11 protein-coding genes are annotated in these 12,511 nt (G+C 71.4%); 7 read left to right on the forward strand and 4 right to left on the reverse strand.

Features of this window, described 5'->3' with window-relative positions:
* Positions 1 to 3 precede the first annotated feature (3 nt).
* Positions 4 to 1,485, reverse strand: coding sequence for a M1 family metallopeptidase (locus OG746_RS34560; protein ID WP_266721939.1), 1,482 nt, complete (start codon positions 1,483 to 1,485; stop codon positions 4 to 6).
* 207 nt (positions 1,486 to 1,692) lie between these two features.
* Here OG746_RS34560 and OG746_RS34565 point away from each other — a divergent pair, with 207 nt between their 5' ends.
* Positions 1,693 to 1,863: an SCO1431 family membrane protein gene (locus OG746_RS34565; protein ID WP_266721941.1), complete on the forward strand. Its 171-nt coding sequence runs from the start codon at positions 1,693 to 1,695 to the stop codon at positions 1,861 to 1,863.
* A 121-nt stretch (positions 1,864 to 1,984) separates the two neighbouring features.
* The gene (locus tag OG746_RS34570) at positions 1,985 to 2,614 is read left to right on the forward strand and encodes a TetR/AcrR family transcriptional regulator (protein WP_266721943.1); all 630 of its coding nucleotides are present in this window, start codon (positions 1,985 to 1,987) and stop codon (positions 2,612 to 2,614) included.
* A 103-nt stretch (positions 2,615 to 2,717) separates the two neighbouring features.
* On the opposite strand, the gene OG746_RS34575 is transcribed toward OG746_RS34570, so the two are convergent.
* Complete coding sequence (locus tag OG746_RS34575; protein WP_266721945.1) at positions 2,718 to 3,959, reverse strand: glycoside hydrolase family 18 protein; 1,242 nt, start codon at positions 3,957 to 3,959, stop codon at positions 2,718 to 2,720.
* A gap of 309 nt (positions 3,960 to 4,268) precedes the next feature.
* Here OG746_RS34575 and OG746_RS34580 point away from each other — a divergent pair, with 309 nt between their 5' ends.
* Positions 4,269 to 5,438 (forward strand): acyl-CoA dehydrogenase family protein, encoded by a 1,170-nt coding sequence (locus tag OG746_RS34580; RefSeq protein ID WP_266721947.1) that lies wholly within the window; start codon positions 4,269 to 4,271, stop codon positions 5,436 to 5,438.
* 30 nt (positions 5,439 to 5,468) lie between these two features.
* Here OG746_RS34580 and OG746_RS34585 read toward each other — a convergent pair whose 3' ends face one another.
* Positions 5,469 to 5,813, reverse strand: coding sequence for a hypothetical protein (locus OG746_RS34585; RefSeq protein ID WP_266721949.1), 345 nt, complete (start codon positions 5,811 to 5,813; stop codon positions 5,469 to 5,471).
* A gap of 331 nt (positions 5,814 to 6,144) precedes the next feature.
* On the opposite strand from OG746_RS34585, the gene OG746_RS34590 reads away from it, so the two are divergent.
* Positions 6,145 to 7,290, forward strand: a complete 1,146-nt coding sequence (locus OG746_RS34590; RefSeq protein WP_524540513.1) for an Rv3169 family protein — start codon at positions 6,145 to 6,147, stop codon at positions 7,288 to 7,290.
* 62 nt (positions 7,291 to 7,352) lie between these two features.
* A complete protein-coding gene (locus OG746_RS34595) occupies positions 7,353 to 8,471 on the forward strand; it encodes a phosphotransferase family protein (RefSeq protein ID WP_266721951.1) in 1,119 nt (372 codons plus the stop codon).
* 4 nt (positions 8,472 to 8,475) lie between these two features.
* Here the strand turns inward: OG746_RS34595 and OG746_RS34600 are convergent, their stop codons facing one another.
* The gene (locus OG746_RS34600; protein WP_266721953.1) at positions 8,476 to 8,928 is read right to left on the reverse strand and encodes a hypothetical protein; all 453 of its coding nucleotides are present in this window, start codon (positions 8,926 to 8,928) and stop codon (positions 8,476 to 8,478) included.
* A gap of 233 nt (positions 8,929 to 9,161) precedes the next feature.
* Between OG746_RS34600 and OG746_RS34605 the strand changes: the two genes are divergently transcribed.
* Positions 9,162 to 9,602 carry an Lrp/AsnC family transcriptional regulator gene (locus OG746_RS34605; protein ID WP_266721955.1) on the forward strand — a complete coding sequence of 147 codons (441 nt, stop codon included), beginning with the start codon at positions 9,162 to 9,164 and terminating at the stop codon, positions 9,600 to 9,602.
* 898 nt (positions 9,603 to 10,500) lie between these two features.
* Positions 10,501 to 12,114: an amidohydrolase gene (locus OG746_RS34610; protein WP_266721957.1), complete on the forward strand. Its 1,614-nt coding sequence runs from the start codon at positions 10,501 to 10,503 to the stop codon at positions 12,112 to 12,114.
* The last annotated feature ends 397 nt before the right edge of the window (positions 12,115 to 12,511 follow it).

Consider the following 12,511-nt stretch of genomic DNA (forward strand, 5'->3'; position numbering starts at 1 on the left):
GGGTCAGCCGGTGACGACCGGGTTCACCATCCAGTCGGGGTGGCCCGGCATCGGCGGGGTCTTGGAGCCGTACAGCCACGGTCGCAGGAAGCCCTTCAGGTCGTGGCCCGCGACCTTCGAGGCGAGTGCGATGTAGTCGGCCGTCGACGCGGTCTTCCCCCGGTACTGACTGATCCACGCCCGCTCGATCTTCGCGAACGTCGCCGCGCCGACCTGCTCGCGCAGCGCGTACAGGACGAGCGCCGAACCGTCGTAGCGCATCCGCTTGAAGAGGTTCGGCTCCGTGGGCTCGGCGGGGGCGCCGGCGTCGTGGCGCCACTGGTCGTGGTTCTCGTACGCCGTCTTCATCGCGGCCTCGAAGCTGTCGCCGCCGTGCTCCTCGGAGTACCAGCGCTCGTAGAAGCGGGCGTGGCCCTCGCTCAGCCACAGGTCGGACCAGGTGGCGATGCCGACGCTGTCGCCGAGCCACTGGTGGGCCAGCTCATGGACGAGATTGCGCTCGGCATCGACCTTCGTGCCGAGCAGATCCGCCTTCGGCACGAGCGACAGCGTCTGCGTCTCCAGGGCCACCGCGAGGTCCGTGTCGCCGACGAGGACGCCGTACCGGTTGAACGGATACGGCCCCAACTTCTGCTGGAGCCACGCCAGATGATCGGGCGTCAGATCGCGGTACTGCTTGGTCGGCGCCACGAGCGCGTCCGGCACGACATCGCGCAGCGGCAGCCCGCCAGGACCCTTGCTGTCGATCAACGTGAACTTGCCGATGGCCAGTTGGACCAGCTGCGTCGCGATCGGCTGCTCGGAGTCGTACGTCCAGCGGACCCGCCCGTCGCTGCGCTCGGTGCGGTCGACGAGGCGCCCGTTCGCGACGGCCGTGCGGTCGGCCGGGGTCGTCACGCGGAGCGTGACGGGGGCGCGCCGGCTCGGGTGGTCATTGGACGGGAAGATCATCTTGGCGCCGTTGGGCTGCGGATACAGAACCGTCCCGTCGGGCGTCGGGATCCAGCCGTAGTCCTCGATCGCGTCGTCGCGGTGGCGCACCTGCGTCGGGTCGGCGGTGTACCCGACCTTCACGGTGAAGGAACCGCCCTTGGGGATCGGTGAGGCGGGCGTGACGATCAGCTCGTCGCCCTCGCGCCGGGTCTGCGCGGAGCGGCCGTTCACGGTCACCGAGTGCAGCTCGTTCCCGGCGAAGTCGAGGTCGAAGCGGGACAGCGCCTGCGTCGCCGTGGCCTTGACGGTGGTGGAGGCGGCGAACGGGGTCTTCGGCGCCCGCCAGTCGAAGTCCAGCGTGTAGTGGCGCACGGTGTAGCCCCCGTTCCCGTCGAGCGGGAACATCGGGTCGCCGAGGCCCGCGGCGCCCGGCGTCGCGGTGTCGGTCGCCGCCCGGGAGACGGCTACCGGGCCGGTCAGCGCCGCGGTGACGGTGATCGCCGCGGCGAGGACGAGACGGGTTCTGCGGCGTGATGTCCGGTACCTGCTCATCGGGAACCTTCCGGTCGGACGGAACGCGTCGCAGTGTGGGACGCACGACACGGCGGCCCGGTTGTGCGTGACCAAGGTCTCGGCGGCACGACAGCGATCCGATGGCAAGGTGGAGAAGGCGCCACAAGGGGCTGGGCCCGTCGGGTCCAGGGCGCAGCCGGGGGAGTCAGGACCAGCACCGCGAACCTCGACCCGAGCGAGACATCCATGACCGCACATTCCGCCACCGCTTCCACCGCCGCCACGCGCACCCGCACCCGCACCCGCACCCGCACCGGCGGGCCCGATGACAACGGGCCGAAGATCCTCGAACACGTCCTGGGCTGGACCTTCGTCGTGGTCCTCGCGATGCTCGTCACACAGCTCGGCCTGATGTGACCGGTCCGTCGCCCACCCCGACGTGACACGCACCACCACGGCCCTAGCCGCGCAGGCGTGAGGGCGCCTCGGAAAGTGCCATACTGCGGCATTCGCACGGAGTCCGAGACCAGGGCCGGAATTGAACACTAGCCACCAGCGGGTGCGCGGCAGCGAACGCTCCGCCACCCGCCGCGCCGAACTCATCGCCATCGGACGGAAGTTGTTCGCCGACACGTCCTACGACGCGCTGTCCATGGACGACATAGCGCAGCACGCGGGCGTGGCCAAGGGGTTGATCTACTACTACTTCGACTCCAAGCGCGGCTACTACCTGGCGATCATCGAGGAGTCCGTCGGTGAACTCGTCGATGGCGCGAGCAGTGTCGGCGACCTGGCCCCCGTGGAGCGGGTGCACCGCACGGTGGAGGGCTATCTGCGCTACGCGGAGCGGAACCAGGCGGCGTACCGCACGATCGTCACGGGTGGCGTGGGCTTCGACGCCCAGGTGCAGGCCATCAGGGACGGGGTGCGCGACGCGCTGATCGCCACCATCGCCCGGGCCGCGTACGGGACTTCGCAGGTGCCGCGACTCGCACGGACCGCGCTGCTCGGCTGGCTGTGCAGCGTCGAGGGCATCACGCTCGACTGGATCGGCCACCACGAACTCGAACGGGACACGGTGCGCGCCCTGTTGGTGCGCACGCTCGGCGAAACCCTGCGCGTGATCGAGGAGTTCGAACCCTCGTACCCCGCGCCAGTGCTCCCCTGACCACGCGCACGTACGCGCGCGTGCGGCCAGGGGAGCGTGTGGGGGGTGCTTGTGGGGCCGACTGATCGCCGTAGGGTCGGCCGATTTCCGTGGGGCTGGGGGGTTAGTTGATCGCCTTGATCAGTTCACCGTTCGAGGTGTCCCCGGACAGCTCCCAGAAGAAGGTGCCGCCGAGGCCCTGCTGGTTCTTGTAGTCCATCTTCCCGGCGATGGTCCCCGGGGTGTCGTAGCTCCACCAGTCGTTCCCGCAGTGCGCGTACGCGGTGCCGCCGACCGTGCCGGTGGTCGGGCACTTGCTCTTGAGCTCCTTGTAGTCGTCGATTCCCTGCTCGTACTTGCCGGCCGCGGGCCCGGTCGCCGTGCCACCGGGAGCGTCCTGCGTGACGCCGGTCCAGCCGCGCCCGTAGAAGCCGATCCCGAGCAGCAGCTTGGAGGCGGGCACGCCCATCGCCTTGAGCTTCGCGATGGTGGCCGAGGTGTCCCAACCCGCCTTCGGGATCCCGTCGTACGAGGTCAGCGGCGAGTGCGGGGCGGTGGGCCCCTTCGCGTCCCAGGCACCGAAGAAGTCGTACGTCATCGGGTTGTACCAGTCGACGTACTGGGCGGCGCCCGCGTAGTCGGCGGCGTCCAGCTTGCCGCCCTCGGAGGCGTCGGCCGGAATGGCCGAGGTGATCAGGTAGTCGCCGCCGAACTTCGAACGCAGCGCCGACATCAGGTTCTTGTAGGCGTCGCGCCCGCTGGTGTCACAGGTGAGGCCGCAGGCGTTCGGGTACTCCCAGTCGATGTCGATGCCGTCGAAGACATCGGCCCACTTGGAGTTCTCGACCAGGTCGTAGCAGGACTGGGCGAACGCGGCCGGGTCCTTGGCGGCCTCGCCGAACCCGCCGGACCAGGTCCAACCACCGAAGGACCACAGGATCTTGAGCTCCGGATGCTTCTTCTTCAGCTTCAGGAGCTGGTTGAAGTTGCCGCGCAGCGGCTGGTCCCAGGTGTCGGCGACACCGTCCACGGACTGATCGGCCGTGTACGCCTTGTCGGTCGCGGCGTAGGAGTCGCCCATCGCGCACTTGCCGCCCTGGACGTTGCCGAAGGAGTAGTTGATGTGCGTGAGCTTGTCGGCGGAGCCCGAGGTCTCGATGTTCTTGACGTGGTAGTTCCGGTCGTAGACACCCCACTCGGTGAAGTATCCGACGACCTTCGAGCCGGCCGCTTTCGGCTCGGTGTCGGCCTGCTGCTGTGCGGCGGCGCTGCCCGCTCCGGCGAGCAGCCCCGCGCCGAGAACGGCGCAACATGCGGCGGAGAGGAGGCCCTTGAGGCCTCTACGGGGGAGGTGCGGTCTGAGCATCGTGTCTCCTCGTGGGGGAGGGGAGCTTGGGGGGATCGTGCTGTGGACCTGCGCGCCGCACCTTAGAAGGACTAGACCAGTGGGGTCAATGGTCCGAACCAATTCCGCTGCCGCAGAAAAACTTGGAGTAAGCGGTCGTTAACTGGTGACGGGGCGCTCCGGATCGGGAATACTCAACACGCCGCGGCCGCTTGGTCTGCGCTTTCCGTGATCCGGAAGGGCAGCATCGGCCCGGCAGTGACCATCCGGCGACGCCCGCCCACCCGGCGGTCGCCGCCGCAGCGCCCGCCCAGAGAGGAGAGCGTCGCCATGCCGGAGCCAGGAGTAGAGCGTCAGCTGCCGACGGACGAAGCTCAGGATCTGCTGCGGCTCGTCCGCGACATCGCGCAGCGGGAGATCGCCCCGCGCGCGGCCGAGGACGAGGAGGCGGGCCGCTTCCCGCGCGAGATCTTCAAGCTCCTCTCCGAGTCGGGACTGCTCGGACTGCCGTACGACGCCGAGTTCGGCGGCGGCGAGCAGCCCTACGAGGTCTATCTCCAGGTCCTGGAGGAACTCGCGGCCGCCCGCCTCACGGTGGGCCTCGGCGTCAGCGTGCACTCGCTGTCCTGCCACGCCCTCGCGAACTTCGGCACGAAACAGCAGCGCACCGAGCACCTGCCCGACATGCTGGGCGGCGGCCTGCTCGGGGCCTACTGCCTCTCCGAGCCGTCCTCGGGCTCCGACGCGGCGTCCCTGCGCACCAAGGCGGTCCGCGAGGACGACGCGTGGGTGCTCACGGGGACGAAGGCCTGGATCACCCACGGCGGAGTGGCCGACTTCTACACGGTCCTGGCCCGCACCGGCGGTGAGGGTGCGCACGGCATCACGGCGTTCCTGGTGCCCGGTGACGCGGCGGGGCTGAGCGCGGCGGTGCCCGAGAAGAAGATGGGCATGAAGGGCTCGCCCACCGCCCAGATCCACCTGGACGGGGTGCGGGTGAGCGACGCGCGCCGCCTCGGGGACGAGGGGCAGGGCTTCCAGATCGCCCTCTCGGCGCTCGACTCGGGCCGCCTCGGGATCGCGGCCTGCGCGGTCGGCGTCGCGCAGGCCGCGCTCGACGCGGCGGTGGAGTACGCGAAGGGGCGCGCCCAGTTCGGCCGGCCCATCGCGGACTTCCAGGGATTGCGCTTCATGCTCGCGGACATGGCCACACAGATAGAGGCGGGCCGCGCCCTGTATCTGTCGGCGGCCCGGCTGCGGGACGCGGGCAGGCCCTTCTCCAAGCAGGCCGCCATGGCGAAGCTGCTGTGCACGGACGCCGCGATGAAGGTCACCACGGACGCGGTGCAGGTCCTCGGGGGGTACGGCTACACGGCCGACTTCCCCGTGGAGCGCATGATGCGCGAGGCGAAGGTGCTCCAGATCGTCGAGGGCACCAATCAGATCCAGCGCATGGTCATCGCCCGTCACCTCGCCGGTCCTGAGAGGGGCCGGCAGTAGGTAGCGCCCAGCCCCGCGACGCCGCGGGACCTACTGCCGGGTGCTCTGCATCGCGCTGAACTGCCCGGTGCGCACGGTGGGCGCGATCAGCCGCGCCCACTCCGGGTCCTCGCGCCCCGGCAGCGTCCTGCCGCGCTCGGTCCAGGCCGCGACCATCGCCTGGTAGATCGGCGGGTTGTGCAGGCGCGGCTGGGGCGGCTGCGGGTGCGGCGGCCGGGCCTGCTGCGGCCGGGGGAGCGGCTGCGGCCCCGCGGGCTGGAGCGCGGGAGGCCCCGGGGGCCCTACGGCCGGGGGCGTCGAGGGCCGCGGGGTCTGGGCGGCCCTGGGGGTGCGCTGAACCTGTGACGTTTGCTGGGACTGCTGTTCCTGTGGCACCTGCTGACCCTGGGGGAGCGGGTGGGACGTGGGGGACTGCCGGCCCTGGTGAACCGATTCTGCGGTAACCGGTACGAGGATGCGCCTGCGTCGTCCCGTGGGCGCAGGTGCCGAGGTCTGCGTCGAGGTCATGCCGATTCAACGAAAGGGGGATCGGCGAGGTCACTGGTTGACGAATTCGAGCGTCAGTTCACGACATACCCATACGCGTGGCATGGGCCGGTCGAACATCTGGCCAGCATTGCCGAGCTGACGTACCGTCAACTCCGCCGCCGGGCAGGCCGCACCCCTCCGGGCGTCGTCAACCACCGTGCTCCCAGGGAGGTTTGCCGTGTCCGCAAACGAGGCCGACGACCGCCCTGTCGCCTTCGACGAGTGGCCCGTCCACCAGGTCCCGCTGTCGATGAAGCACGTCGCCACCAGCGACCGCAACGCCTACGACCGCTGCATCTTCCATGTCTTCGACCCCACAGGGCAGTTCCTGCTCATCCTCGGCCTCGGGGTCTACCCGAACCTGGGTGTGATCGACGCCTACGCCACCTTGCGCGTCGGTGACACGCTCCACGCGGTCCGCGCCTCCGACGCCCTGAGCGAGGACACGCGGATGAACATGCGCGTCGGACCGCTGCACATCATGGTCGAGCGCCCGCTCAAGAACTTCATCCTGTCCTGCGCCGCCGACCCGGACGACCCCGACGGACTCTCGTACGAGATCAACTGGAGCGCCGACTTCCCGGCCCTGTGGGAGCCGCACCACACGCAGCGCAAGGGGCCGCGGCTCACCCTTGAGGGCAAGCGGTTCGTGCAGGCCGGGCGGTGCGAGGGGTGGCTGCGGATCGGGGGCCGGGAGATCCGGCTGAGCGACTGGACCGGGACCCGGGACCGGAGCTGGGGCGTGCGGCCGGTGCCGGGGGAGGAGGGTGGCCGGCTCGCGCAGGAGTACCCCACCGAGGGCTTCCACTGGATCTGGGCGCCGATCCGCTTCGACGACCGCTTCCTCATGGTGATCACCCAGGAGGACGCCGACGGCTACCGCACGCTGAACGACGCAACGGTCGTCCGCGAGGGCCACCGCGACCGCCAACTCGGCTGGCCCCAGACCGACATCACGTACCGCCCCGGCACCCGCCACCCCGAGCGCGCGGTCATCCACCTCATGGACCCGGTCGACCGCAAGCCGCTCGACGTGGGCGTCGAGATCCTCGCCTCCTCCCCGCTCGCCGTCGGCGCGGGCTATCCGCCGGCCGACGACTGGCAGCACGGGACCTGGCGCGGCCACGACTGGTGCGAGCGGCGGACGTACGACCTGGCGGACCCGGCGGCCCACCCCCGGGCCGCGTTCGGGGTCATCGACCACGCGGCGCGCTTCACCCTCAACGGGCAGGTCGGGCACGGCATCTTCGAGCACGGCTCCTTCGGCCGCCACGATCCGAGCGGCTTCACGGGCTTCGACTCGGTGGCCCCGGAGCGTACGTAACCACTGAGCGTTCGTAGCCACTGAGAGTTCGTAACCACCCTTCACGGAGAGGGAGTTCGGCGATGGCGACAACACCCCGACAGCCCAGGCCCCGCACATCCACCCGTGAACCCGAGGAGGTGTCCCGGCGCCTCACCGCCTGGCTGGGGCGCCGGCTGCCGGGAGCGAAGGCGGTGAACGTCACCGTTCCCGAGTCCAACGGCATGTCGAGCGAGACCCTGCTCTTCGACATCGAGCACCCCGAACCACCCATACGTGCCTGTGCGTTGCGGCTGGCCGCGGACCCGTCCGCGTACACGATCTTCCCGGTGTACGACATGCCGCGCCAGTACCGGACGATGCGGCTCGCGGGCGAGCGCACCGGGCTTCCGGTGCCGCGCGTGCTGTGGCTGGAGGAGGACGCGGGGCCGCTCGGCGCCCCGTTCTTCGTCATGGAACGGGTGGCGGGCCGCGTGCCGCCCGACGTCATGCCCTATACGTACGAGGGGAATTGGCTGCACGAGGCGACCGACGACGAGCGGGAACGCCTGGAGGACGCGAGCGTCCAGGTGCTGGCGCGGTTGCACGACGGCGTGCCGGCCGCCGAGGCGTCCTTCCTGGAACTGCCCGGCGAGGGAAGCCCGCTGCGCCGACATGTGGATGCCCAACGCGCCTACTACGCATGGGTGGTGGAGGGTCGCAGCCCCTCGCCCCTCATAGAGAGCGCCTTCGGGCGCCTGGAGGAGATGTGGCCGCGGGAGCCCGGCCCCGCGGTCCTCAATTGGGGCGACGCCCGCATCGGCAACGTCATCTACGAGCAGGACGGGTTCGCACCCGCCGCCGTCCTCGACTGGGAGATGGCCTCGCTCGCCCCGCGCGAGGTCGACCTCGGCTGGACGGTGTATCTGCACCGCTTCTTCCAGGACCTGACCGAGGCCTTCGGGCAGCGCGGCCTGCCGGACTTCCTGCGCCGCGACCGCGTCGAGGCGCGCTACGCCCGGCTCACCGGCCACACCCCGCGCGACATGGAGTTCTACACGCTCTACGCGGCCCTGCGGCACGCGACCGTGATGCTCCGCGTCGCCTACCGGCAGATCCACTTCGGTGAGGCCACCGAGCCCGTGGACCCGGACACACTGATCCTGCACCACGACAGCTTGCGGGCCATGGTGCGGGGCAGTTACTGGGCCGACCGGTCGTAGCGGGTCAGGCGGCGGCTCGGCGGTAGGGCTGGTCGGGCATCCGGATGGGGCGCGAGCCGGCGCCTCCGGCGTGCGAGAAGGGCTGCGTACGCCAGTCGAGCCCCTGAGGGAGCGTCAACAGGAGCGCGGTGGCCTGCTCTTGGGTACCCACCAGGTCGTCCGTGGGCAGGGCCTCCGTGACGGTCCTGCCGCTGCCGACGCAGACGGTGAGCCCGAACGGGTCCCACGGCGACGTCACATGGGCGTGCTCCGGCAGTACGTCCTCCTCCGCGAGGAGGGCGATGGCCTTGCCGCAGTCGGGGCAGGCCACCCGGTACATCTCGAACGTGTCGTACCCGTCCCCCTCGTCCCCGGCCGCGTCGAAGGCGTCGGGTTCGACGCCCTCCGGCTGGGGCTCTGCGATCGCCTGCTGGCGGCCGCGCGCGCCAGGACGTCCGGAACGCTTCACACTCTGCATGGGATTCTCCCCCTCGGGTGGGCCGGCCGCTGATGTCCATGAGTGGCGGCCTCGGCCACAGCAAGCATTTCCCGGCTGTTCGTCGAGGTAATCACTCCATGCCGGTGGACACGGCCCGAGTCCTGTGGTGTTCGTCACATGTCGAATGGACTTGCCCGCCCGGCGGTAGACGTATCGCCCATCTCGTTCCTTCAGGTATCCGTGAGGATCAAGGGACGGGTAGGTTCAGCGGCATGGAGGAGCTCGACCGACAGATTGTGCAGCTGCTCGTCACGGACGGGCGGATGAGCTACACCGACCTGGGCAAGGCCACGGGCCTGTCCACGTCCGCGGTGCACCAGCGGGTGCGTCGCCTCGAACAGCGTGGCGTGATCCGTGGCTACGCCGCGGTCGTCGACCCGGAGTCGGTCGGCCTGCCGCTCACCGCGTTCATCTCGGTGAAGCCGTTCGACCCGAGCGCCCCCGACGACATCGCGGAGCGCCTCGCGGGTGTCCCCGAGATCGAGGCGTGCCACAGCGTGGCCGGCGACGAGAACTACATCCTCAAGGTCCGGGTCGAGACCCCCCACGAGCTGGAAAACCTCCTGGCCCGAGTCCGCTCCCTGGCCGGCGTCTCCACCCGCACGACGGTGGTCCTCTCCACACCGTACGAGGCGAGGCCTCCGCGGGTTTAGGGGGCGGGTCTGGCGGCTCGGCGGGACCGGGGGGCCTGGCCGGTGAGGTGGGTCTGGTCTGGGGCGACACGACCGTTCCGGTGGTGCGGTGCCGGACCTCTGCGGCCCGCCGGTCCAGCGCCTCCCCGCCTGTTGCGGTCGACCGGCCTCACGCCACGGGGCTCCGCCCCGGCCCCCGCGCCTCAATCGCCGGCGGGGCTGATCGTGCCGAACCGGCGTTACGGACACGGGGCTTCGCCCCGGGCCCCGCGAGTTTCGTCCCAGAGCGGGGCTTGAGTTGGCCACCCGCCGCGGGAGCTTGAGTGGCCCGCCGGCCCGCCGGCCCGCCGGCCCGCAGGCAATGGCCCGGCTCCCGCCCATCTCCCACCCACCCGCCCCCTCCGGGGGCGTCGGCCCGACGGGGACCGCACCTCGCCCTGGGCCATCCGCCGCCGACCACGGCTCCCCGTCCGTAGCGGTCGACGGCGACCCGCCTCGTGCCATCTGCCGCCGGCCACGGCTCCCCACCCGTGTGCGGTCGACGCCGCCCCCGCCTTGGGCAATCTGCCGCCTTGGGCGGCAGGGTGGGCAAGGCGGCGCACGGTGCCGCGCAACGCGACGACGGCCCCGGCCACGGCAACGCCCTGGACCCCGTGCCGCGCGGCATGACGGAGGGCGCCACCCCCGGCGAACCCCTGGACCCCCGTCCCGGGCCACGATCCCGGCGAGCGCCCACCCCGGCACGGGTTGGGGACCCCCGTCCCGCGCCACGATCCCGTCAGGCGCCCACCCCGGCACGGGCAGGGGAACCCCGCCCCCGCGCCACGATCCCGGCAGGCGCCGCCCCCGCACGGGTAGGAAAGCCGACGTCGACCACCCCGCGGCACACCCCACCCCACGGACACGGGAAACTGTCACCATGAGCACGCCCCCCACCCCCCGCACCGTTCTCCTGCGTCGAGGCGAGATCCACAGCCCGGCCGACCCCTTCGCCACCGCCATGGTCGTGGAGGCCGGCCACATCGCCTGGGTCGGCTCGGAGGGCGCGGCGGACGCGTTCACGGACGGCGTGGACGAGGTGATCGACCTCGACGGCGCCCTGGTGACCCCCGCGTTCACCGACGCCCACGTCCACACCACGTCGACCGGCCTCGCCCTGACCGGCCTCGACCTCACGGCCGCCCGCACCCGCACCGAAGCCCTGACCCTCGTACGGGAACACGCCGCGGCCAACCCCACCGACCGCGTCCTCCTCGGTCACGGCTGGGACGCCGCCCGCTGGCCCGACCGCACCCCCCTCACCCGCGCCGAACTCGACGAGGCCACGGCCGGCCGGCCGCTCTACCTCTCCCGTATCGACGTGCACTCGGCCGCCGTCAGCACCGCCCTCCTCGACCTCGTCCCCGGCATCACGGACCGCCCCGGATTCGCCCCCGAGGGCCCCCTGACCCGCGACGCCCACCACGCCGTGCGCGCCGCCGCGTTCGCCGCCGTGGGCCCCCAGCAACGTACGGAAGCCCAGCGCGCCGCGCTGAAGCACGCCGCGTCGCTCGGCATCGGTTCGGTCCACGAGTGCGCGGGCCCCGACATCTCCTCCGAGGACGATTTCACCGGTCTGCTCGACCTCGCCCGCTCCGAGCCGGGTCCGCGCGTCGCCGGCTACTGGGCGGACCGCGACATCCAGCGCGCCCGCGCGCTCGGCGCGCTGGGCGCCGCGGGCGACCTGTTCGTCGACGGTGCCCTGGGCTCCCACACGGCGTGCCTGCACGAGCCCTACGTAGACGCGTCGCACAACGGCACCGCCTACATGTCGGCCGAAGAGATCGCCGCCCATGTAGTCGCCTGTACGGAGTCCGGCCTCCAGGCCGGTTTCCACGCCATCGGGGACGCCGCCGTCACCGCCGTGGTCGACGGCATGCGCGCCGCCGCCGAAAAGGTCGGCCTCGCGCGCGTGCGCGCGGCCAGGCACCGCGTCGAGCACGCCGAGATGCTCACCCCTGAAACTGTCGCCGCCTTCGCGGAGTTCGGCCTCACCGCCTCCGTACAGCCCGCCTTCGACGCCCTGTGGGGCGGCGAGGACGGCATGTACGCCGACCGGCTCGGTGTCGAGCGGGCGCGCACCCTCAACCCGTACTCGGCCCTCCTGAAGGCCGGCGTCCCGCTCGCCTTCGGCTCCGACAGCCCGGTCACCCCGCTCGACCCGTGGGGCACGATCCGCGCCGCCGCCTTCCACAGGACGCCCGAACACCGCGTCTCCGTACGCGCCGCGTTCACCGCCCACACGCGCGGGGGCTGGCGCGCCGTCGGCCGCGACGACGCGGGCATCCTCGTCCCGGGTGCTCCCGCCGACTACGCCGTCTGGCGCACGGACGAACTCGTCGTGCAGGCACCGGACGACCGGGTGGCCCGCTGGTCGACCGATCCGCGCTCCGGAACGCCCGGCCTGCCGGACCTCTCCCCGGGAGTCCAACTCCCGGTCTGCCTGCGGACGGTGGTCTTCGGTCAGACGGTCTTCGTAGGGCCGGACGAGTGATAACCGGGGCGCCACGGCTTCGATCTTGCCGCGACACGGTCCCGTGCGACCTGCGAATCCTCTGCGCTGACCAGCGGAGTTCGAAGAGAGCCGCAGGTCGAACGCCTGTTGACAAGGCGCGGCGGTCGACGGGTAGGTTCGGCCGGGTCCACCACCTCCAGGTACGACCGGGGAAGTCCAGGCATTCGTAGAACGCAGCTGGGTCAGGGGGTGGTGCGCCGCACCGGCGTACCACCACTGGGAGCCAGGCCCAGCGCCCGCGCCACGGGGCGCTGGAACGTTCCGGCCGGTCGGCCAGGTGCGACCCGGGTGGGGCCCGGGCGTTCAGTAGACAACGGCTTTAGGTCGACCCGCAGCCAGCGGGCCCCAGGTCGGCCCGAAGGACGCCCGGCCCCGA

It is taken from the genome of Streptomyces sp. NBC_01016 (assembly GCF_026341035.1).
Taxonomy (GTDB): domain Bacteria; phylum Actinomycetota; class Actinomycetes; order Streptomycetales; family Streptomycetaceae; genus Streptomyces.